Here is a 23565-nt window from a genome sequence, read left to right on the forward strand (position 1 = left end):
AGAAAAATAAAAATCCCTATCCGAGTCGAAAATTGATTCGGGTAGGGATTTTTGGATTTACTATTCAGTAGGCTCAATCTTTATAAAAGATAAAATTGACCTATTCATCTTATATGAAATATGCCGGACCTGGCTATCCCGGTTTCTTCCCCCGTTGTCATGAATAAAGAGAAAAATATCGTCAGCTGTCTCTTCATAGCCTATGACAGGTACCCAATGATAGTCGAATCCATACTTGCCGCGCCAACGAAATGTAAACCATTTATCAAATTTTGCAGCGACGGGCCGGCCGTTGTCGAGTTGTCTTTTCACTTCATCAATAGTGCACCCCGCAACTGTCCATTCTACTCCAAGCACTTTGCGCATATTTCGGATGAAGCGGTATTTGAATAAACCAATTTTTGTGCTACCTAGGAGACGATATAATTCATTTGTTGTGTAAGGGCACCCCTGTGGAAAAAGATGTTGAGTCATTACAAATGCTGTTACCGGTCCGCATGCTGATGATCGAATCGATTGTTCAACATCCTCATCAAATTGGGATTTTCCTTTGACGTTCAATATAGTTTTCATTCATCTACCTCCAGAAAAAAAGAGCTCTACCTAGCGTGAGATCACTGAAAAAGTTCTAATACTTAGAACTAATTAGAATTCCTGCCAATACCGCTTCGCCGCTTTGTGGATGCCTCCCGCGATAAGCCAGAAAGAAGACCGCTGGGAGGGATTGAACTGCATCCCTCCTCAGTCTTATCGCTCCGGCTACCACGAAGACGCGCCTTCGCAGGATTAACTATGTGCGAAAGAGCATTTCATTAGCTGTGATGAAATCTGCAACCTAGAGTGCATCTTTCTTGACTATAAGTAGTATCAACTAGAAATCACATTAAAGTCTCGGTATATAAATCTCAAAATCACATTTCTCTCGATAATGAATACCCTAGCGCAGGCGCGGCAAAGGGGTCGCCGAAGCCGTAAGACTGGATGCGAAGCGCTAATCCAGGCTTAGGGCGAGAGGCATCCCCAAAGCGCCAAGCGATCTACAATCCAAAAACCGAATAACATCTCTCTCATTAATTGAGCGCCACGGCAGATTCAATAGGATTCTGTAATTCAACATATATAGTTAGTAGATTATCACCGTAGCTCTCACGGTGATAACACGAAAGTTTGTACGTTGAAATACTTATTGCAATACAGTATAGTCTTCCTGGTAGCAAGTGAAGGTATTCAAATTTGGTAGAAAAAAACTCACTTCATTAAAACAATTGAAGTGAGTTTTCTGTTTCGTTAAGTAGTACTGCTAATGAAGTTCTGAAGTTTACATAGGTTTCAATTTCCAAGTGGATGCCGGCGGATACGATTTCTCTGACAATCCTCGGATTAAAACCGACAAAAATTGGACGTACCCCCATCAGTTTCAACGTGTTATTCAGTTGATTGATTTCAAGAGTAAGTATATTAAAATCATATTCCTCAACGTCTTTGTGGCCTACCCCGGTGAAATCGAATACTGCACACACCGTACTTCTATGAATTCCAACATAATCGAGGACGCGGGTGCGGATCAAATTAAAACGATCTTGGCCGGTGTGACCCGAAATCGGGACGAGTATCGTGTTTTCGACGATTGAAGGAATGATTGGTGCTGATGTTTCTAGTATAATCTTTTCATAGGAAGCAATTTTAGCTTTAAGCAGTTGGATTTCATTCTCGTAGTCCACTAATACACACCCCGTTATCATTTTTTCTAGTATACTTCATCTAGATAAAAGGTGCACCGAAAATGAAAAAACGGATAGACATAAGTCCATCCGTTTAGGTAAAGCTTCTATACAGTTACGCTTTTACGCCTTCAAGGAAATCCGTCACTTGTGATGGCGATTTTGCATTAGCACTATGCAGATGCGCTTGCTTTTCACCGTTTTGGAAAATCAGTAAACTAGGAATTCCCATGACGTCATACTTATCAGCGATTTCCGGCAGTACGTCACGGTCGACATCATACCATGTGTATTCATCATATTTCTCGACGATTGGATCAATAAACATATCCATACGTCTGCAGTCAGGGCACCATCCTGCCTGGAATTTTACAAGTGCTTTAGAATCGCCGGCAATAATTTCATTAAATTGTTCAACTGTTGTAATTGGTTTCATAATATATATTGACCTCCTTTATATGGACAGTGTACAACGTAATCACTTTAGTCGGGTAATGATATGTTTCAGATAGAAAGTTGAAAAATTTTAGATTTAAATATTGCGAAAACTAGCAATATGTTCTACACTGAGAGATATAGAAACGGTTTCTATTTTTTTTGCCCATTAAATGAATGAGTGTTCATTCAAACGAAAAAAGGGAGGCTTCGCAAGTGACTTATCAAATTAAAAAAGCGGCAGTTTTAGGTTCAGGCGTTATGGGTTCGGGTATTGCAGCTCATCTCGCTAATATAGGAATTCCAGTTTTACTTTTGGATATCGTTCCTGGAAAGTTAACTGAAGAGGAAGCTACAAAAGGGCTTACGCTTGAAGATGACATCGTACGAAATAAAATTGCGGCAGGTGCTTTGCAGAAATTAGTGAAACAAAAACCTGCACCCCTAACGAAGAAAAGTAATCTGTCCCTTATTGAAGCAGGGAATTTCGAAGATGATCTGGATAAATTAAAAGATGTTGACTGGATTATTGAAGTGATTGTTGAAAATCTTGATGTTAAAAAAGGTTTGTATGAAAAAATAGATGCAGTTCGTAAACCAGGTACAATTATCACTTCAAATACATCGGGTATTAGTATTGAAGCGATGGCGGCAGGACGTTCGGAAGATTTCCAAAAACATTTCATGGGCACACATTTTTTCAATCCACCGCGTTACTTGAAATTACTTGAGATTATTCCAGCGAGCACAACGGCTCCGGAAGTTATAGAGTTTATGACCCGTTTTGGTGAAGATACGCTTGGTAAGGGAGTTGTCATTGCAAAAGATACGCCGAACTTCATCGCGAACCGAATCGGTACATATGGCCTTCTTATCACATTACGCGAGATGGAGAAACGCGGCTATTCGATTGGAGAAGTTGACTCGGTGACGGGTACCTTGATTGGCCGTCCGACATCGGCAACATTCCGTACGCTTGACGTTGTTGGACTAGATACGTTCATGCATGTGGCGAAAAACGTTTACGACAAGACGGAAGGCGAAGAGCAAAAAGTGTTTGAATTGCCGCCATTCATGAAGAAAATGATTGATAATGGCTGGATTGGTGCCAAGGCAAAACAAGGATTTTATCTGAAAAAAGGTAAAGAGATTCTTGAACTAGATACAGAGACATTTGAATACAGTCCAGCTAAAAAGTTGAAAACACCTTCTATTGAAATGGCTAAACAACAAAAAGGACTTGCTAATAGAGTGAAAACGCTCGTCTATGCGGATGATCGCACTGGTGAAATCTTGTGGAGTATCCTATCACCAACATTGCTTTATTCTGCAGAACTAAACGGTGAAATTGCAGATGATATCGTTGCAATCGACAATGCCATGAAATGGGGATTTGGATGGCAGCAAGGACCATTTGAAATCTGGGATGCAATCGGCGTAGCAAAATCTGTTGAGAAGATGAAAGATGAAGGCGGGAAAGTTCCAGCATTCGTTCAAAGTTTGCTCGACAAAGGCTATGAAACTTTCTATAAAGAAGAAGACAGTGAACTTTACTTCTTCGATGGAGAAGATTACAAGCTTGTTCCTGTTAATGAAAAAGTAATCGACTTGAAGCGCTATAAGCAAAAACATGGTGTTATCAAAAAGAATTCAGGCGCTAGTTTAATCGACCTTGGCGATGGTGTGGCACTTCTTGAATTCCATTCACAATCGAATTCAATTGGTCCTGACATCATTCAAATGATCAACTTCGCCGTTGATGAAGTTGAGAAAAACTTCAAAGGGCTTGTCATTGGAAATCAAGGCAAAAACTTCTGTGTGGGTGCAAACCTAGGAATGATTCTTATGGAAGCGCAGGATGACAATATCTTTGAACTTGATTTCACTGTTCGCTCATTCCAAAACGCCATGATGAAAATCAAGTATTCCTCAAAACCTGTTGTTGCAGCGCCATTTGCAATGACGCTTGGGGGAGGGACTGAGGTTTGTCTACCGGCAGCTCATATTCAAGCTTCAATGGAAACGTATATGGGACTTGTTGAAGTCGGCGTTGGTTTGATACCGGGTGGTGGCGGAAACGTAGGACTTTATACGAAACATTTAAAAGGATTGCCAAAGGGCGTTCACATTGACTATCAATTTGTTGCCAATAAAGTTTTCGAATCAATCGCGACTGCAAAAGTGTCTACTTCAGGAGACGAAGCACGTGAAAATAACTTCCTCGATTTCGCAGATGGTATTAGTGTCAATGCAGATCACTTAATCTATGATGCGAAACAGGCAGCTATTGCATTGTTTGACATGGGTTATAAAGCACCTAAACGTGAGAAATTCCCTGTTACAGGTGATTCGGGTTATGCAACGATGCTTCTCGGGGCAGAGGGCATGTTCCTATCTGGCTTTATCAGCGAGCATGATCTGAAAATCGCGAAGAAGCTGGCGTTTGTTTTATCCGGCGGAAAAGTACCATACGGAACACTTGTTGACGAACAATATATGTTGGACCTTGAACGTGAAGCGTTCCTTAGCCTTGTGGCGGAACCAAAATCACAACAGCGTATGCAACACATGCTCGTAAAAGGTAAACCGTTACGTAACTGATTTAAAGTGCATAGCAAAGAGGAGGAAATTCAATGCGTGAAGCAGTACTAGTAGCCGGTGCACGGACACCGGTGGGAAAAGCGGGTAGAGGTTCTCTTGTAACCGTACGCCCGGATGACTTAGGGGCACTTGTAATTAAAGAAACGTTGAAACGTGCTGGGGGCTATGATGGCCCAATTGATGACTTAATTATTGGTTGTGCGATGCCTGAAGCTGAACAAGGGATGAACGTTGCGCGAAATATTGGTGCACTTGCAGGTCTTCCTGATACGACGCCTGCAATTACGGTAAACCGATTCTGTTCATCAGGTCTTCAATCAATTGCTTATGCAGCTGAACGCATCATGCTCGGTCACTCGCAAGCAATTATTGCAGGCGGCGTCGAGTCAATGAGTATGGTACCGATGATGGGGAATACAATCCGACCGAATGCTCACTTAGCAGAAACGGCTCCACAATATTATATGGGAATGGGTCACACTGCTGAGCAAGTTGCAGTAAAATACGGTATCACGCGTGAAGAACAGGATGAATTTGCTGTGCTGTCTCACAAAAAAGCAGGTGCAGCGATTGCAGCTGGAAAATTCGATGATGAAATCGTGCCAGTCGAAGTCGTAAAGCGTTCTGTAGATGATAACGGAAAATATAGTGAGAAGAATTTCACATTTAAAATGGACGAAGGAGTCCGTCACGGAACAAGCGTAGAGGGATTAGCGAAATTGCGTCCGGCATTCTCCGTAACAGGTACTGTTACGGCAGGTAACTCGTCACAAACATCAGACGGAGCAGGCGCAGTACTTGTGATGGACCGCGAAGTGGCAGAAGCGCAAGGCTTGAAGCCAATCGCGAAATTCCTGTCATTTGCTGTAGGCGGCGTGCCACCTGAAGTGATGGGAATCGGCCCAATTGTAGCCATTCCAAAAGCACTTAAAATTGCAGGGCTTTCTATTGAGGATATCGATGTATGGGAGTTAAACGAAGCGTTCGCGTCTCAGTCACTTCAAGTTATCCGTCATCTAGGCCTTGATATAGATAAGGTGAATTTCAACGGCGGAGCAATCTCCCTCGGGCATCCACTCGGAGCAACAGGATCTATCTTAACAATTCGTATGATGAGTGAATTAAAACGTCAAGGTAAACAGTTCGGAGTCGTTACAATGTGTATCGGCGGCGGAATGGGCGCAGCCGGCGTGTTTGAGCTTTTGTAAACACTATATATTCGGCACCACTTATTTAGAATTAACTAGGTGATATACCTCACCAGTATAACGAACAATTCTAGCGAAGGAGCGACAAGTGTGAGCCGAAGCAATCAGACCGACAATGCTCTTCTGGCGGGCTTATTGCGTGAGGCCATCACCAAGCGACAAAGCGGTGTAGGAAGAACATTCTATTTATTAAGTGCTGACTATCTAGTAAACAAACCAGTGAATTTTATATTAATAGTGGACATATAAACCCTTAAGATTAAAAGGAGGAAACAACATTGACTGAATTAAAAACAAACGAACTGATTAAAGGTGGAGCTTTTCTAACGGAAGACATTGAAGCAAACCGTGTATTTACGCCTGAAGATTTTACTGATGAACAGAAAATGATTGCGAAAACAGCAGAAGACTACGTGAGAAATGAAGTTCAACCTGTTGTCGAAAATCTTGAAAACCATGAATTCGAGCACTCTGTAAGACTACTGAAAACTGCGGGGGATCTTGGACTTCTAGGAGCGGATGTACCAGAAGAATATGGTGGTCTTGGACTCGACAAAATTGCGTCTGCACTTATCTCTGAAAAGATGTCCGTAGCAGGTGGCTTCTCGATTACTCATGGCGCACACGTTGGTATCGGAACCCTACCAATCGTACTTTTCGGAAATGAAGAACAAAAGAAAAAGTACTTGCCAAACTCTGTATCAGGTGACAAAATCTCTGCATATGCACTAACTGAGCCAGGCTCTGGTTCTGATGCATTGGGTGCGAAAACAAATGCGAAATTGAATGCTGCTGGAACACACTACATCTTAAATGGTGAAAAACAGTGGATTACGAACGCAGGATTTGCAGATATTTTTGTTGTTTACGCGAAAATCGATGGCGATAAGTTCTCTGCTTTTATTGTTGAAAAAGAATTCCCAGGTGTATCTGTCGGAGCCGAAGAGAAAAAGATGGGTATCAAATCTTCATCTACTCGTACGCTAATCTTACAAGACGCAGTAGTACCAGTTGAAAATTTGCTAGGTGAAATCGGTCGCGGACATATTATTGCATTTAATATCTTGAATATCGGTCGCTACAAATTAGGAGTCGGCACAATGGGCGGATCTAAACGTGCGCTTGAGCTTGCAATTACTTATACAAATCAACGTCAACAGTTCAAAACACCAATTTCTTCATTCAACTTGACGAAACAAAAACTATCAACAATGGCATCTAAACTGTATGCGGCTGAAAGCTTGATTTACCGTACAGTTGGTTACTTTGAAGAGCGTCAAAGCCAGTTGAGTCTTGAAGAGCAAAAAGATGGTAAAGCAATTGCGGCAGCAATCGCAGAATACGCAATCGAATGTTCTATCAATAAAGTCGTGGGATCTGAGGTATTGGATTACATCGTTGACGAAGCAGTTCAGCTTCACGGCGGATACGGCTTCATGCAAGAATATGAAGTAGAGCGCATTTATCGTGATTCACGCATCAATCGTATTTTTGAAGGGACGAATGAAATCAACCGTCTGCTAGTACCAGGTACATTCCTGAAAAAAGCAATGAAGGGCGAATTGCCATTGCTTCAACAGGCGCAAGCACTTCAAGAAGAACTTCTTATGATGATGCCTGAAGAAATCGGTGACGAAGCACTTGCACAAGAAAAAGCACTTGTGAAAAATGCTAAGAAAATCGGTTTGCTTGCTGCTGGTCTTGCTGCACAACGTTTTGGCACGAAGCTTGAAGCAGAGCAAGAGGTACTTGTAAATATTGCAGATATCGCTAATAATGTTTTTGCGATGGAGTCTGCACTTCTACGTACAGAAAAAGCAATTGCACGCAGCGGAGAAGAAAAAGCGCAACAGAAAATCCTTTACACACAAATCTTCTGCCAAGAAGCATTTGAAGAGATTGAAAGAGATGCAAAAGAAACACTTCTTGCGGCTGTCGATGGTGATAATCAACGCATGATGATTTCAGCGCTGCGTAAATTGACTCGCTCGAATCCGTATAATATCATCGCTAAAAAACGCGAAGCTTCAGTTAAGCTAATCGAAGCGGAGAAGTATATCGTATAACACGTATGTAGATTAAAATTACCTTGATCACACACTGGGCGTTACGTGTATTGTTTTTTTTGTGTCGCTTTGAATTGAACAATTTCAATACCATTATCGAGATGTATTGATAAGTAGGGATGCGACTCTGTCGCATCCCTACTTATTCTTTCGGTAATCGCATGGTTTTTGTTCATTTGCCGCTCTCCAAAGACATTGATACAAGAGGTGCCGAAGCTTTTTTGGACGAAAGAATGGCTAGCTTCTCACCTAGAGATAAGCGGTCAAAGATATAATTTTGACCGCTCAATCCTTCTCTATAGTATCTCCATATTTATTTTAAGGAAGTGTCAATTTCCTATAAGGCATCACATAATCTTTGCAAAAGTAAGCAAAGAACGCAATGTACAACGTCCGAGAGTGCCCGAAATTGCATCTTCGGGCACTTACAATCTCTATAGAAAGTCATCTTTTCTATTCTTTCAAAGCACCTGCCCCACGGTAATAATATCGTAATTAATTCGCCGAAAGCGGGCCGGAGATAGTAAAGGGTTATAGCGGTTTACAAGCCCTACTCGCTATCGTATTATGCAAGTCAATAATTAATCGACAGACGTGATTGTTTAATGAAGTAAAATTGACGATCTCACTTTGACGTCCAGGTACCAATAGGCGCCCAGGTGTTTTTTCTGTTATAATGGCGAAAATGGAGGCGTTGCGGTATGGGATTAGTTTATTACGGTTATCCAAAGTGCGGGACATGCAGGAAAGCAAAAAAATGGCTTGAGACGAACAACTTGGACTTTCAGGAAGTGAACATAGCGGAAGCTCCTCCTTCAGTAGAAGAACTTGGCAAAATGATTGCGGCATCGGATTTGGAGTTGAAAAAGTTTTTCAACGTTAGTGGGACGAAATATAGAGAGCTAAACTTGAAAGACAAATTGCTCACAATGACAGATGAAGAGAAAATTAGCTTGCTGTCATCTGACGGTATGTTGATTAAGAGACCAATTGTCTTCGGTGATGGTAAGGTGACTGTCGGATTCAAGGAAGAAGAGTTCGACAAAGTATGGACTAACTGATTTCCTATCTTGTCTTTATTCGAGAAATATGACAGAATTGAAGAGAATGAAACTATTTATTTGGAGGGATACGGAATGAGCACACCAAAAGATCTGCGTTATTCTGAAGAGCATGAATGGGTAAAAGACGAAGGTGGTAACTACCGCATCGGTATTACTCACTTTGCACAATCTGAACTAGGCGATATCGTATTCGTTGAACTTCCATCTGTCGGAGATGACATCAAAGCGGACGAGCCTTTCGGAAGCGTTGAATCTGTTAAGACAGTATCAGAACTTTATGCACCAATCAGCGGAAAAGTAATTGAAGTGAATGAAGGACTTGAAGACAGCCCTGAATTTGTCAATGAATCACCGTATGAAAATGCATGGATGATCGTTGTTGAACCTTCAAATGTTTCTGAACTGGATGAACTTATGTCAGCTGAAGCGTATGAAAAAATGACTGTCGGAGAATAACTAAGACAAGGCGCCGGTACTTTTTCGGCGTTTTTTGCATCTTTATATAAAAAAGAGCGAAGGAGGGGCCTCTTGTGTCGGATGAAAGAGTAATTATCGTCGAGGGCGGTTCGGATAAGAAACGTTTGGCACGAATACTTGTTGAGCCTGTCGAAATTATTTGTACGAACGGCACAGTAAGTCCTTATCGGCTTGAAGAATTGCTTGCACCTTACGAAGAACATGAACTATTTGTCTTCGTTGATGCGGATGAAGATGGAGAAAAGACCCGTGTTTTATTCAAAAGAGAGTTCCCGGCAGCAATCCATTTGTACACAGAAAAGGTTTATCGGGAAGTGGAGACGACCCCATACAAAGTGTTGGCTACAATACTACAAGGTGCGGATTTTAAAATCAGACCGGAATTTCTAATTTAAAGGATGTAGAATTAATGGAAACTTGGACACGCGAACAATGGGAGATGGCTTTGAAAGAGTCTTCAGTGGCAGCGTTTTATTTATATACACCAATGTGTGGAACTTGTGCAGTCGCATCTAAAATGATGGAAGTTATTACCGTCATGAGACCGGGAATACCAATCGGGAAAGCAGATTTGAATTACGTACAAAATATTGCAATTGACTATGAAATCGAAAGCGTTCCTTGCCTTCTTATACAAAAGGATGGCGTTTTAACCCATAAAATTTATGCATTTCAATCAGTACCGTATCTACTTGAAGAAATAGATTGACAATAGATATGGAACTTTGATATACTTCGTCTTAACATTCAATTGAATAGGTCACTCTTATTAAGAGAGGTGGAGGGATAGTGCCCTGCGAAGCCCGGCAACCGTCACGTAAGTGAAATGGTGCCAAGTCACACAAAGCATACGCTTTGAAAGATGAGAGATTGGACAACGTTTATTTTCGATAACGTCAAGCCTTTCTGCCCGTCTGCAGGAAGGCTTTTTTGTATTGAAAAGCGGAAGGCGCCGCTCAGCCCCGACAGGCACAAGTCAGATTGCGAAGGGGGCGTACCTAAGCCACCACAGCGAACTGCCTTGTGACCCGAGGGGGTGGCGCCTGAAGCTAGACAAAATTAGTAACAAAACAATTTTTCTGAGGTGAAAAAAATGATTTATTTAACGGATATAAATAAACGATACGGTGAAGGGCCAGGCAGTATTTCAGCAGTCGAAAATGTATCGCTTGAAATTACTGACGGTGAGATTTTTGGAGTCATCGGCTATAGTGGGGCAGGAAAAAGTACGTTGATTCGACTACTGAACGGTCTTGAAATGCCAACGTCAGGTAGCGTTAAAATAGGAAGTCTAGAAATATCAGCAATTAAAGGGAAAGAGCTAAGGGAAGCACGACAAAAAGTGAGTATGATTTTCCAACACTTTAACTTACTGTGGTCTAGAACAGTGAAGGAGAATATCGCTTTCCCTCTTGAAATCGCGGGTGTACGAAAAGCCGAGCGTGATAAGAAAGTGGCGGAACTGATTGAATTAGTTGGTTTGGCTGGTCGTGAAAATGCATATCCATCCGAATTGTCTGGAGGTCAGAAACAGCGCGTAGGGATTGCTCGTGCGCTTGCAAACGACCCTGAAGTCCTTCTTTGTGACGAAGCGACTTCAGCCCTTGATCCAGAAACAACGGATTCAATACTAGACCTTCTAACAGGAATTAATGAACGACTTGGACTGACAATTGTGCTTATCACACATGAAATGCACGTTATCCGGAAAATTTGCCACAGAGTTGCAGTTATGGAGGCAGGGAAAGTTGTTGAGTTGGGAGATGTCCTGGATGTGTTCCAATCACCGAAGGAACCGATCACAAAGCGGTTTGTCTCTCAAGTGACGGAACCCGTGGAGGCGAAGCAGGCAATGGCGCATATTAAGGAAGAATTTCCTGCCGGCACGCTTATCAAGCTTGTATTTGTAGGGGAGCGGACAGAACAACCTGTGCTCGCAAGTCTTATTCGGAAATTCACTGTCGATGTGAATATCGTGCAGGGAAACATATCCCATACACATGGCGGGGCATACGGCACACTGATACTTCAGTTGCTTGGAGATTCCTCAATCATTGAGGAAGCAATTCAATACCTCAATGAAAATGATGTTCAGACGGAGGTGATCGGTAATGATTGAAAACCTTTTTCCGAATGTCGACTGGACTAAAATGTGGGAAGCAACAGTGGAAACACTCTATATGACTGCGGTTTCTACATTGTTCACTTTAGTTATTGGGTTAGGACTTGGAATTTTACTCTTCCTATCTAGTCCCGGTCAACTTTGGTCGAATAAGTTGGTCAATATTATATCAGGAGCATTCGTCAATATTTTTAGATCCATTCCGTTTATCATATTAATCATTTTACTTATTCCGTTTACGAAATTTCTTCTTGGTACAATCCGCGGACCGGATGCAGCGATGCCGGCACTTATTATTGGAGCGGCTCCGTTTTATGCAAGAATGGTGTTGATTGCATTACAGGAAATTGATAAAGGTGTAATTGAAGCTTCGAAGTCAATGGGAGCGAAAACGAGAACGATTATTTTTAAAGTTCTTATACCGGAATCGATGCCTGCACTTATTTCAGGAATTACTGTAACAGCGATTGCACTCGTCGGGTACACTGCTATGGCTGGGATTATCGGAGCAGGTGGACTTGGGACTCTTGCATACTTAGATGGATTCCAGCGTAGCCGGGAAGACGTTACACTTGCTGCAACAATCCTTATTTTAATTATCGTTTTCATCATTCAATTCATCGGGGATTTTGCGGTGAGGAAATTCGACAAGAGATAATAGTTAGTACAGTAATATCAGGCCTAGCCTGTAAATTATATAAAACATAGAAAAAGGGGAGAAAAAATCATGAAAAAGCTTTTAGGGGGAATAGTATTAGCAGTACTTGTATTGGCATTGGTAGCTTGCGGAGCGAAAAATGACAGCGATGATAAAAGTACAAGTGGGGAAGACAAAGCTGACAAAGAAACTGTTGAAGAAACGGAAATTGTCATTGGTGCATCTAACACACCGCACGCAATCATTTTAGAAAAGGCAGCACCGATATTGAAAGAAAAAGGAATTGAACTTGTCATTGAAACATACCAAGACTATATTTTGCCAAATAAAGATCTAGAATCAGGCGAATTGGATGCGAACTTCTTCCAGCACATTCCTTATTTAGATCAACAAGTAATTGACCACGGTTATAAGTTTGCGAATGCAGGAGCTATCCATATCGAACCGATGGCTGTTTACTCGACGAAATATAAATCAATTGATGAACTTCCAGACGGTGCAGTTATTATTTTTAGTAACTCAGTAGCTGAACATGGCCGTGTCCTATCTTTGTTAGAGTCGGCTGGGTTAATCAAATTGGCTGACGGAGTAGATAAAGTAACAGCTGAAGTGAAAGACATTGTTGACAACCCTAAAAATCTGGAATTTGATGCGAATTACGAACCATCACTTTTACCACAATTGTATAAAAATGATGAAGGCGATGCAGTAGTTATCAACGCAAACTATGCAATCGATGCAGGTTTGAATCCACTTGACGATTCTATCGCGATTGAAGAGACAGAGTCGCCATATGCAAACATCATCACAGTAAGAGAAGGCGATGAAAATACTGAAGCAATTAAGATTTTGGTTGACGTGTTGAAATCGAAAGAAATCCAAGACTTCATTCTCGAAGAGTGGGGCGGCGACGTCATTCCTGTGAAGTGATTTGATGATGAAAGTGGACAACTATCTTTACCCATCACCTAGATTGTCATCTTAGAAAAAAGGGAGATTATGAAATGAAGAAATTTCTAACAGGTGTTTTATTAGCAGTACTGATACTCGCGCTTGCAGCTTGCGGAACAAAAAACACTAGCGGCAGCAATAATGTAGGCGAAAAAGAAACAACTAAGATTGTTGTCGGAGCTTCCAATACACCGCATTCGATCATTCTAGAACAAGCAAAACCATTGTTGAAGGAAAAAGGTTATGACCTTCAAATCGAAACATATCAAGACTATGTGTTGCCGAATAAAGATCTTGAATCCAGCGAACTCGATGCAAACTACTTTCAGCATATTCCTTATCTCGAATTACAAATTGAAGATGCGGGATATGACTTTGTAAATGCAGGCGGCATTCATATTGAGCCAATCGGCGTTTATTCGAAAAAGTATAAATCACTTGATGAACTTCCAGATGGTGCGACGATTTTAATGAGTAGCTCTATTTCTGATCACGGACGAGTGCTTGCGATGCTTGAATCAAAAGGGCTTATCAAACTTGACGAAAGTATAGATAAAACAGCTGCTGAACTGAAAGATATCGTTGAAAACCCTAAAAACATCAAATTTGACGCAAACTATGAGCCGGGATTAATGCCGCAGCTTTACTCAAATGATGAAGGCGATGCATTGCTGATCAACTCGAACTTTGCAATCGATGCGGGTTTAAATCCGATTAAAGATTCTATTGCTATCGAAGACGCGGATTCACCTTATGTAAATATCATCGCTGTAAGAAAAGGTGATGAAGATAAAGATTCGATCAAAGCTTTGATTGAAGTATTGAAGTCAAAAGAAATTCAAGACTTTATTTTAAAAGAATGGGATGGCACAGTCGTTCCGGTAAAATAAGTATGAAGAAAACTCCGCCGAAGATTTTGAACTCGGTGGAGTTTTCTTTTTTCCAATAGATGTTAATCACAAATAGATGTTCCAATAGCAAAAATATTATGGTATTGTTGTCTCTTAAATACATATATTTATCATAGGGGGATATGGTTTTGAAGTTCAAAATTGGTCTAATATGGCGTATCGTTATTGCCATTGGATTAGCAATTGTACTCGGTGTACTTCTACCGAAGATACCGACAATCGGAGCAGCCTTTACGGACTGGTTTGTCAGTCTTGCCGCAACATTTAATATGATTTTTGGAGGTTTCCTGAACTTTATAGTGCCTCTAATCATTATTGCGTTCATCACGCCCGGAATCGCTAAGCTTGGCAAGGGATCTGGTAAGCTCCTTGGACTGGCAACAGCATTTGCATATATATCTACAATTGTAGCTGGTATTATTGCATATTTTTCGGCAACAGCATTATTGCCAGGATTTATCGGAAGTCTTGGAGACGGCAAGGTAGAAAAAGCAGGTCGAGCTGCCGCGGAATCCTTTTTTGAACTTGAAATGACACCGATTATGGGTGTTATGTCAGCGCTCCTTCTCGCATTCGTACTAGGTATAGGTATGGCATCCATTGGTAGTAAGGCAATGCTCTCTGTATTCGAGGAATTGAATGTTCTAATAGAAAAGGTGATTGCATTCGTTATCATTCCGCTGTTACCATTCCATATTTTCGGGATTTTTCTAAATATGACATATACCGGTGAAGTTGCGAAGGTTCTTTCCGTGTTTGCGCTGGTATTCGTTATGATTATCGTTCTTCATTTCATCATGCTAACGATTCAATATACGATTGCTGGTTCTCTTTCAAAACGCAATCCGTTTTTCTTGATGAAAACGATGGCACCTGCCTATTTCACTGCACTAGGGACACAATCGTCTGCAGCGACTATCCCGGTTACGTTAAGTCAAGCACGTAAAACAGGTGCGTCGGACAAGGTGACTGATTTCACGATTCCACTTTTCGCGACAATTCACCTATCGGGAAGTACAATCACACTTGTATCATGTTCAATCGGTGTCATGCTTATGAATGGAATGCCAGTTGAATTCAGTGATTATCTTCCATTCATCTTCATGCTAGGTGTTGCAATGATTGCAGCTCCTGGAGTCCCAGGAGGTGCAGTAGTAGCGGCAACTGGACTACTCGTTTCGATGCTAGGTTTTGATCAGACGATGGTTGCACTTATGATTGCACTTTATATGGCACAAGACAGCTTCGGAACAGCAACGAACGTCACAGGTGATGGCGCACTCGCTATTATCGTTGACAGATTCACGGATAGTGACGATGCTAAAACAAATTTAGAGCCAGATCAATACTAATAATTCGAGTTTGAACCGGTACATTACGTGCCGGTTTTTTGAATTGTGTGGTTTCTCATTAAAACTGGATAATTGAAAATGAGCGAAGTCTAGAAGAATGTATGCATACAAGTCTTGAATTAAGGGCATTCCTTTCAAATGAAACGATTCTCAATGATTTGCAAGGCAATGCTTATTACGTTAAGATTAGAATGATACTAAATTGAGAATGGATATCCGTTCATCTTTAATATATTGGAGGTATTGGAATGGCTACTTTAGAAATTAAAGACCTTCACGTTGAAATTGAAGGCAAGGAAATATTGAAAGGCGTCGATTTGACGATTAATACAAATGAGATCCATGCAATCATGGGTCCAAATGGTACAGGTAAATCTACACTCGCGCAAGCGATTATGGGGCATCCCAAATATGTTGTGACATCTGGCACAATCAAACTTGATGGTGAAGATGTACTTGAAATGGCAGTGGACGAGCGCGCTAGAGCGGGTATCTTCCTTGGCATGCAATATCCAAGCGAAATTACAGGCGTAACAAACGCTGACTTCCTTCGTTCTGCAATCAATGCTAAACGTGAAGAAGGCGACGAAATTTCATTGATGAAATTCATCCGTGAACTCGACAGCAAAATGGAATTCCTTGAAATGGACGAAGACATGGCTACACGTTACTTAAACGAAGGTTTCTCAGGTGGAGAAAAGAAACGTAACGAAATTCTTCAGCTTACAATGTTGAAGCCTAAATTTGCAGTGCTTGATGAAATTGACTCCGGTCTTGATATCGATGCATTGAAAGTTGTTTCAAAAGGCATCAACGAAATGCGCGGCGAAGATTTTGGTTGCCTAATCATCACTCATTACCAACGTCTTCTTGACTATATTACACCAGACAAAGTTCACGTTATGATGCAAGGTAAAGTTGTTAAATCCGGTGGAGCTGAATTAGCACATAAACTTGAAGAACAAGGATATGACTGGATTAAAGAAGAACTTGGCATCGAAGACGAAACTGTCGGGCAGGAAGTTTAAGAAAGGAGGACGATTCAAAATGACGGTTGAAACAAAGTTGGCATTAACCGAACAGGACGTCCGTTCCTATTCCGCTAAGATGAATGAAGCAGATTGGATGGCGGATTTCCGCGCAGACGCATTAGTGAGAGCGGAACAGCTTCCAATGCCAAGACCAGATAAAACGAAAATTGACAAATGGAACTTTACGGAATTCCCTGCCCATACGGTAGAGAGTACTGTGTATGCTTCCTTGGACGAGCTTTCTGAAGAAGCGCGTGCACTTGTTGATAAAGAGCAACAGAACAGTATTTATGTACAGCACAACAACACACCAGCTTACTTGTTTTTATCTGAAGAGTTGAAAGCTAAAGGTGTCATCATGACAGATATTTTCACAGCATCACGTGAACATAGTGATCTTATGAAAAAATATTTCATGACAGACGGTGTGAAGGTAGACGAGCATAAACTGACTGCACTTCATGCAGCACTTATAAACGGTGGCGTTTTCGTATATGTTCCGAAAAATGTTGTTGTAGAAGAGCCAATTCAAGTGTTGTTTTTACATGATGATGAACAAGCTTCACTCTTTAACCACGTTCTTATTGTGGCAGAAGCGAATAGTTCAGTGACGTATGTCGAGAACTATTTATCGACTGTAGAAGAAGCAAAAGGATTAGCTAATATCGTATCTGAAGTATTCACAGGTGATAATGCACAAATTACTTACGGTGCGGTTGATGTACTTGCGAAAGGATTTACAACTTATGTGAATCGTCGTGGAGTTACAGGACGCGATAGCCGAATTGATTGGGCACTTGGACTGATGAATGACAGTGATACGATTTCTGAAAATATCACGCATCTTGTTGGTAACGGATCTCATTGCGACATGAAGACAGTTGTTGTTGGACGCGGTAAACAGCGCCAAAACTTCACAACTGAAATCGTTCACTGGGGAACGGATACAGAAGGATTCATCTTGAAACACGGTGTTGTTAAAGAAGAATCTACATGTATCTTTAACGGTATCGGAAGAATCGCAAAAGGTGCAACAAGAGCGAACGCTGTCCAAGAGTCACGCGTCCTTATGTTAAGTGAAAGGGCACGCGGAGACGCAAATCCAATCCTTCTTATCGACGAAGATGATGTAACAGCAGGACACGCGGCATCTGTTGGTCGTGTTGATCCACTGCAACTATTTTACTTGATGAGCCGTGGGATTACTCAACATGAAGCAGAACGCCTTGTCATTCATGGTTTTCTTGCGCCTGTAGTCAGCAAATTGCCGATTGAAGGCGTTAAGAAACAATTGACGGAGGTTATCGAAAGGAAAGTGCGCTAATGCTCAGTACAGACATCCGCAAACATTTCCCTATATTGGACCAAGAGATAAACGGGCATCCGCTCGTTTATCTAGATAGTGCTGCGACTTCTCAAAAGCCGCGCCAAGTAATAGAAGCAATAAGCAATTATTATAGCTTTGATAATTCAAACGTCCACCGTGGTGTGCATACGCTTGGTAATCGTGCGACGGAAGGGTATGAAGGAGCGCGCGAGAAAGTGCGCAACTTCATCAATGCGAAGTCGACTGAAGAAATCATATTCATGCGCGGTACGACAACGGCTTTAAATACAGTTGCACAAAGTTATGGACGGGCGAATGTCGGTGAAGGTGATGAAATCGTCATCACATACATGGAGCATCATTCAAACATTATTCCATGGCAACAGCTGGCAAAAGAAAAAGGGGCAGTGTTGAAGTACGTCGACCTTGAGGAAGACGGCACACTATCACTTGAAAAAGTCCGAGAAGTTGTTACAGACCGGACCAAAATCGTGTCCATCATGTACGTATCGAACGTACTTGGTACGATGAATCCAGTTAAAGAAATTGCAGAAATTGCACATGCACATGGAGCTGTTATGGTTGTCGATGGTGCGCAAGCTGCTCCGCATCTGAAAATCGATGTACAGAAACTAGATTGTGACTTTTTCGCTTTTTCGGGACATAAGATGTGCGGTCCTACCGGTATCGGTGTTCTGTACGGTAAAAAAGATTTACTTAACAAAATGGAGCCGGTCGAGTTCGGCGGCGAAATGATTGATTTCGTTGGTTTGTATGAATCGACATGGAAAGAGCTTCCTTGGAAGTTTGAAGGCGGTACGCCGATAATTGCAGGTGCAATTGGTTTAGGCGCAGCAATCGACTTTCTTGAAGAAATCGGGCTAGATAACATTGAACGGCATGAACACGAACTTGCTAAATATGCAATGGAACGGATGTCGGAAATCGATGGACTTAAGATTTACGGTCCACTCGATCCTGAGAAACGTGCCGGACTTGTTACTTTTAATCTGAACGATGTCCATCCACATGACGTTGCAACCGTGCTCGATATGCATGGTATTGCCGTCAGAGCAGGTCACCACTGTGCTCAGCCGCTTATGAAATGGCTCAATGTATCATCCACGGCACGCGCAAGCTTCTATATTTATAATACGGAAGCTGACGTTGACCGCCTCGTGGACGGACTCCGTATCGCAAAGGAGTATTTCGCAGATGTCTACTAACAAATTAGATCAGTTATATCGTTCGGTCATCATGGACCATTATAAAAACCCTAGAAATAAAGGCGTCATCGAAGAAAGTAGCATAACTGTCGATATGAATAATCCGACATGTGGCGATGTGATCCATCTGACTTTACAAATAGATGATGGCATTGTTCAAAATGCAAAATTCGAAGGCGATGGCTGTTCAATTTCAATGGCATCTGCGTCGATGATGACGCAGATTGTTAAAGGTAAAAAAGTGGATGAAGCATTAAAAGCGGCCTCTATCTTTTCGGACATGATGCTGGGCAAAGATGTTGACGACTCCATCGACCTAGGTGATATTGAAGCACTTGCGGGAGTATCGAAATTTCCTGCCCGTATTAAATGTGCAACATTGGCATGGAAGGCGATGGAAAAGGGAGTCGGAAATGACTCCGAACAGTAACTAAAAGGACGGAGGAATAGTAATGGCTAAAAAAATGCCGGATATCGGCGATTACAAATATGGGTTTGCTGACAAAGACGTTTCAATTTTCCGTTCGGAACGTGGTTTGACAAAGGAAATCGTTGAAGAAATTTCAGGGATGAAGAACGAACCTCAATGGATGCTTGACTACCGCCTGAAATCATTGGAAATGTTCTACAAAATGCCAATGCCACAATGGGGTGGAGATCTAAACTCCCTTAAATTTGACGAGATTACTTACTATGTTAAACCTTCTGAAGGGGCGGAACGCTCTTGGGATGAAGTACCAGAAGAAATCAAGCGTACGTTTGATAAACTTGGTATTCCTGAAGCTGAACAAAAATACCTTGCAGGTGTTTCTGCACAATACGAATCTGAAGTTGTTTACCATAATATGAAACAAGAACTTGTCGACCTTGGAATTGTGTTTAAAGATACAGATTCAGCACTAAAGGAAGACGAAGAACTGTTCAAAAAGTATTGGGGAACAATCATTCCAAACTCAGATAACAAGTTCGCTGCATTGAACTCGGCTGTATGGTCAGGCGGTTCGTTCATCTATGTACCACCGGGCGTTAAAGTTGAAACTCCACTTCAAGCCTATTTCCGTATTAACTCGGAAAACATGGGTCAGTTCGAGCGTACTATGATTATTGTTGATGAAGGAGCAAGCGTCCATTACGTTGAAGGATGTACTGCACCTGTTTATACAACGAATTCACTTCACAGTGCTGTCGTTGAAATCATTGTTAAAAAAGATGCGTATTGCCGTTATACAACAATCCAAAACTGGGCAAATAACGTTTACAATCTTGTAACGAAGCGTGCAGTTTGTGACGCAAACGCAACAATGGAATGGATTGACGGGAACATCGGCTCTAAATTGACGATGAAATATCCTGCAATCATTCTTAAAGGCGAAGGCGCACGTGGTATGACACTTTCTATCGCACTAGCAGGAAAAGGTCAGCATCAGGATGCTGGAGCGAAAATGCATCACCTTGCACCAAATACGTCTTCTACAATCGTGTCGAAATCAATTTCACAACACGGTGGTAAAGTAACGTATCGCGGAATCGTTCACTTTGGACGTAAAGCAGATGGCGCACGCGCGAACATCGAGTGTGACACGCTGATTATGGATGACTTGTCGACATCTGACACGATTCCATATAACGAAATCCTGAATGATAACATTTCACTTGAACATGAAGCGAAAGTTTCTAAAGTATCAGAAGAACAGCTCTTCTACTTGATGAGCCGCGGAGTTCCTGAACTTGAAGCAACTGAAATGATCGTTATGGGCTTCATCGAACCATTCACAAAAGAATTGCCGATGGAATATGCTGTAGAAATGAACCGTCTTATCAAGTTTGAGATGGAAGGTTCAATCGGGTAATTATCATATCGAAAAAACCGGCCACTAGGGTCGGTTTTTTCGTCTTTACATATATAGTCTGTCACACCTGTTTATAAACTAAAATTTACCAGTGAATGACGTGATCACCTACTTGGCGCTACGTGTATAGTTGCATTTGGATTGCTTTGGATTGAATGACGTCTATACCATTATCGAGAGCTCTGGATGTGTAGGGATGCGACTTTGTCGCATCCCTACACACTCTTTTCGGTAATCGTATGGTGGCCCTTCATCCGGCGCGCTCCAAATGTATAAGTACACGAAGTGCAGATGCTTTTTGGGACGAAAGAATAGCTGGCTTCTTACCTGGAGAAAAGCCGCCAAAGATGCAATTTTGGCGGCTGAAACTTTCTATAGGGTTTTCCCCTTTGTATTAGTGGAGAAGTGTCACTTTCTAGAAGGTATCACATGATTGCATGCATACTCTTTGCTAAAAGTAAGTAAGGAGCACATTGTACAATGTGCAAAAGTGCCCGAAATTGCATCTTCGGGCACTTACAATCACTATAGAAAGTCAACTATTCGTTTCATTCAAACATAACTGCACTTTTCACTCGAACATTGTAGGAACGCGACAGGCAACTATTCACAACATGATTGCTGAATAAAGTGTAACTAGGCCCCCCTCAGTAAATCTGTCATGAATAATTCACCGAAAGCGAACCGAAAATGATCCAGTGAAAATGGATTTTCCCAAGCCCTACTCACCAATATTTCATGCAAATAAATGGTTAATCAACAGACGTGATATTCGGCACTACTTATTTAGAATTAACTAGGTGGTATACTTCATCAAATCTGTTGTCTAAATATGTTAATATAGATAGTACCGATTCATTTGAAAGGAGGCAGAGGAATGATCCAAATCGGATTAACCGGTTGGGGTGACCATCCGGACGTATATAACTCTTCCTCTTCGAAGAAAGAAAAATTAATTGATTATAGTGCACACTATCCAATCGTCGAACTGGATGCTACTTTTTATGCCATTCAGCCGGAGCGTAATATTCGCAAATGGATTAAAGAAACGCCAGATAACTTCCGATTCATTGTCAAGGCATACCAGGGTATGACTGGGCATCATCGGGGTGAACTCCCGTATGCATCTGTGGATGAAATGTACAATCTTTTCCGGCTATCGGTTACACCACTTCAAGAAGCAGGCAAACTAGCGATGATTCTTGTCCAATTCCCTCCATGGTTTGACTGTACAAAAGAGAATGTTGAGGAAATTCGCTTCGTTTGCGCTAAATTGCATGGATTCGATATCGCCGTTGAATTTAGGCATCAGTCATGGTATTCACCCAAATTTCAACTAGAAACTCTGTCTTTTTTGAAGAAACTGAACGTAATTCACTCGGTGTGCGATGAACCGCAAGCAGGGCATGGGAGTATTCCGCTAATAGCAAATACCACTCGTCCGGATAAGGTTCTTGTTAGATTGCACGGCCGTAATGTAGCAGGGTGGCGCAACACTACGGGTGATGATAAAGCATGGCGTAAAGTTAGATATCTGTATAACTACAATGACACTGAGCTGAAGGAGATTCAATCAGCTGTTCAAAAATTAAAACAAGAAACGAATGAGGTTTTCGTCATTTTTAACAATAATTCCGGCGGACATGCAGCACAAAACGCGAAACATTTTCAAAAAATGCTCAATATCAACTACGAAAGTCTGACGCCGAAGCAGCTTGACTTTTTTGAAGGAGAATTTTGATGGAATTTATTTTATTGGCCGTTATCGGTCTAGCATCTGGAATTGTTGGGGCACTTGTCGGATTAGGTGGTGGTATCATTCTGGTGCCAGCAACACTTTACGTTGGCATTAACCTTGGCTTAATCGATGGAATTACACCGCAAACCGTCGTTGGGCTATCTGTTATTATGATGATCTTTACGGGCTTGGCGTCGACAATTTCCTATATGAAGACAAAAACAATTGATTTCAAAAGTGGGTTCATCTTTTTCTTAGGAAGTGTTCCCGGGACACTTATCGGTGCATTTGTGAATAAAGGACTTGACCTGCCATCATTCAATCTCTATTTTGGTATTTTACTTATTCTATTATCGACGCTTCTTCTGGTACGTAAATATTTGAAACCGGTCAGCTGGTTTGTCAATCACGGCAAAAAAAGAACTTTCACGGATAATACAGATCAGACTTTTATTTATGGGTACCCTGTTTGGTTTGCATTATTGCTGACATTTGGCGTCGGATTTGCATCGGGTCTTTTCGGCATCGGAGGAGGTTCAATCCTCGTACCAGCGATGATTCTACTCTTCTTATTCCCACCGCATGTCGCAGTCGGTACATCTATGTTCATGGTGTTTTTATCAGCTCTCGTCAATTCAATCACGCATATTTCTCTTGGCAATGTACCGTGGCTTTATACGATTCCAGTCATTCCAGCAGCTTATATCGGGGCTAAAATAGGTGCTCGGTTAAATCAAAAGATGAAATCGGAAACGCTTGTTGTTGCACTGCGAATTATCCTGCTCTTACTAGGAATCAGATCGATTATTGACGGACTTATGGGGTGA

At 41.6% G+C, this 23565-nt stretch carries 23 protein-coding genes and 1 riboswitch; of the genes, 19 read left to right on the forward strand and 4 right to left on the reverse strand.

What is annotated here, in order from left to right:
* Positions 1-60: 60 nt before the first annotated feature.
* The 3 genes from AZE41_RS04855 to AZE41_RS04865 form a co-directional block, all read right to left on the reverse strand.
* Entirely contained in the window at positions 61-573 is a 513-nt protein-coding gene (locus tag AZE41_RS04855) for a C39 family peptidase (RefSeq protein ID WP_067206291.1), read from the reverse strand.
* Between the two features lie 683 nt (positions 574-1256).
* Positions 1257-1721, reverse strand: a complete 465-nt coding sequence (locus AZE41_RS04860) for an STAS domain-containing protein (RefSeq protein ID WP_067206293.1) — start codon at positions 1719-1721, stop codon at positions 1257-1259.
* 115 nt (positions 1722-1836) lie between these two features.
* A complete protein-coding gene (locus tag AZE41_RS04865) occupies positions 1837-2157 on the reverse strand; it encodes a thioredoxin family protein (RefSeq protein ID WP_067206296.1) in 321 nt (106 codons plus the stop codon).
* 215 nt (positions 2158-2372) lie between these two features.
* On the opposite strand from AZE41_RS04865, the gene AZE41_RS04870 reads away from it, so the two are divergent.
* From AZE41_RS04870 to AZE41_RS04880, 3 genes are all read left to right on the forward strand, one after another.
* Positions 2373-4757 carry a 3-hydroxyacyl-CoA dehydrogenase/enoyl-CoA hydratase family protein gene (locus AZE41_RS04870; RefSeq protein WP_067206299.1) on the forward strand — a complete coding sequence of 795 codons (2385 nt, stop codon included), beginning with the start codon at positions 2373-2375 and terminating at the stop codon, positions 4755-4757.
* Positions 4758-4789: 32 nt separating this feature from the next.
* The gene (locus AZE41_RS04875) at positions 4790-5965 is read left to right on the forward strand and encodes an acetyl-CoA C-acetyltransferase (protein WP_067206302.1); all 1176 of its coding nucleotides are present in this window, start codon (positions 4790-4792) and stop codon (positions 5963-5965) included.
* 278 nt (positions 5966-6243) lie between these two features.
* Positions 6244-8031, forward strand: coding sequence for an acyl-CoA dehydrogenase FadE (locus tag AZE41_RS04880; protein ID WP_067206305.1), 1788 nt, complete (start codon positions 6244-6246; stop codon positions 8029-8031).
* A 41-nt stretch (positions 8032-8072) separates the two neighbouring features.
* Here AZE41_RS04880 and AZE41_RS23430 read toward each other — a convergent pair whose 3' ends face one another.
* Complete coding sequence (locus tag AZE41_RS23430; RefSeq protein WP_257722501.1) at positions 8073-8207, reverse strand: hypothetical protein; 135 nt, start codon at positions 8205-8207, stop codon at positions 8073-8075.
* A gap of 525 nt (positions 8208-8732) precedes the next feature.
* On the opposite strand from AZE41_RS23430, the gene AZE41_RS04885 reads away from it, so the two are divergent.
* From AZE41_RS04885 to AZE41_RS04960, 16 genes are all read left to right on the forward strand, one after another.
* A complete protein-coding gene (locus AZE41_RS04885; protein WP_067206307.1) occupies positions 8733-9092 on the forward strand; it encodes an arsenate reductase family protein in 360 nt (119 codons plus the stop codon).
* Positions 9093-9167: 75 nt separating this feature from the next.
* Positions 9168-9551 (forward strand): glycine cleavage system protein GcvH, encoded by a 384-nt coding sequence (gcvH, locus tag AZE41_RS04890; protein WP_067206310.1) that lies wholly within the window; start codon positions 9168-9170, stop codon positions 9549-9551.
* Between the two features lie 74 nt (positions 9552-9625).
* Complete coding sequence (locus AZE41_RS04895; protein WP_067206312.1) at positions 9626-9967, forward strand: toprim domain-containing protein; 342 nt, start codon at positions 9626-9628, stop codon at positions 9965-9967.
* A 14-nt stretch (positions 9968-9981) separates the two neighbouring features.
* Positions 9982-10281 (forward strand): thioredoxin family protein, encoded by a 300-nt coding sequence (locus AZE41_RS04900; protein WP_067206314.1) that lies wholly within the window; start codon positions 9982-9984, stop codon positions 10279-10281.
* A 54-nt stretch (positions 10282-10335) separates the two neighbouring features.
* Positions 10336-10441, forward strand: a riboswitch (SAM riboswitch).
* 224 nt (positions 10442-10665) lie between these two features.
* Positions 10666-11691 (forward strand): methionine ABC transporter ATP-binding protein, encoded by a 1026-nt coding sequence (locus AZE41_RS04905; protein WP_067206317.1) that lies wholly within the window; start codon positions 10666-10668, stop codon positions 11689-11691.
* Entirely contained in the window at positions 11684-12352 is a 669-nt protein-coding gene (locus tag AZE41_RS04910; RefSeq protein ID WP_067206320.1) for a methionine ABC transporter permease, read from the forward strand. Before AZE41_RS04905 ends, AZE41_RS04910 begins: the two co-directional genes overlap by 8 nt.
* A 69-nt stretch (positions 12353-12421) precedes the next feature.
* Complete coding sequence (locus AZE41_RS04915) at positions 12422-13282, forward strand: MetQ/NlpA family ABC transporter substrate-binding protein (protein ID WP_067206323.1); 861 nt, start codon at positions 12422-12424, stop codon at positions 13280-13282.
* Positions 13283-13356: 74 nt separating this feature from the next.
* On the forward strand, positions 13357-14193 hold the full coding sequence (locus tag AZE41_RS04920; RefSeq protein WP_067206326.1) for a MetQ/NlpA family ABC transporter substrate-binding protein: 837 nt from the start codon (positions 13357-13359) through the stop codon (positions 14191-14193).
* Between the two features lie 149 nt (positions 14194-14342).
* The gene (locus tag AZE41_RS04925) at positions 14343-15566 is read left to right on the forward strand and encodes a dicarboxylate/amino acid:cation symporter (protein ID WP_067206328.1); all 1224 of its coding nucleotides are present in this window, start codon (positions 14343-14345) and stop codon (positions 15564-15566) included.
* Positions 15567-15814: 248 nt separating this feature from the next.
* Positions 15815-16594 (forward strand): Fe-S cluster assembly ATPase SufC, encoded by a 780-nt coding sequence (gene sufC / locus AZE41_RS04930; protein WP_067206330.1) that lies wholly within the window; start codon positions 15815-15817, stop codon positions 16592-16594.
* A gap of 19 nt (positions 16595-16613) precedes the next feature.
* Positions 16614-17921 (forward strand): Fe-S cluster assembly protein SufD, encoded by a 1308-nt coding sequence (gene sufD, locus AZE41_RS04935; RefSeq protein ID WP_067206333.1) that lies wholly within the window; start codon positions 16614-16616, stop codon positions 17919-17921.
* Entirely contained in the window at positions 17921-19150 is a 1230-nt protein-coding gene (locus AZE41_RS04940) for a cysteine desulfurase (protein WP_067206336.1), read from the forward strand. The genes sufD and AZE41_RS04940 overlap by 1 nt, the downstream gene beginning before the upstream one ends.
* Positions 19140-19580 carry a Fe-S cluster assembly sulfur transfer protein SufU gene (gene sufU / locus AZE41_RS04945; protein ID WP_067206339.1) on the forward strand — a complete coding sequence of 147 codons (441 nt, stop codon included), beginning with the start codon at positions 19140-19142 and terminating at the stop codon, positions 19578-19580. Before AZE41_RS04940 ends, sufU begins: the two co-directional genes overlap by 11 nt.
* 22 nt (positions 19581-19602) lie before the next feature.
* The gene (gene sufB / locus AZE41_RS04950) at positions 19603-21000 is read left to right on the forward strand and encodes a Fe-S cluster assembly protein SufB (RefSeq protein ID WP_067206342.1); all 1398 of its coding nucleotides are present in this window, start codon (positions 19603-19605) and stop codon (positions 20998-21000) included.
* 877 nt (positions 21001-21877) lie between these two features.
* Positions 21878-22741 carry a DUF72 domain-containing protein gene (locus tag AZE41_RS04955; protein WP_067206344.1) on the forward strand — a complete coding sequence of 288 codons (864 nt, stop codon included), beginning with the start codon at positions 21878-21880 and terminating at the stop codon, positions 22739-22741.
* Positions 22741-23565: a sulfite exporter TauE/SafE family protein gene (locus tag AZE41_RS04960; RefSeq protein WP_067206346.1), complete on the forward strand. Its 825-nt coding sequence runs from the start codon at positions 22741-22743 to the stop codon at positions 23563-23565. The genes AZE41_RS04955 and AZE41_RS04960 overlap by 1 nt, the downstream gene beginning before the upstream one ends.

The organism is Sporosarcina psychrophila (assembly GCF_001590685.1).
Taxonomy (GTDB): Bacteria; Bacillota; Bacilli; order Bacillales_A; family Planococcaceae; genus Sporosarcina; species Sporosarcina psychrophila.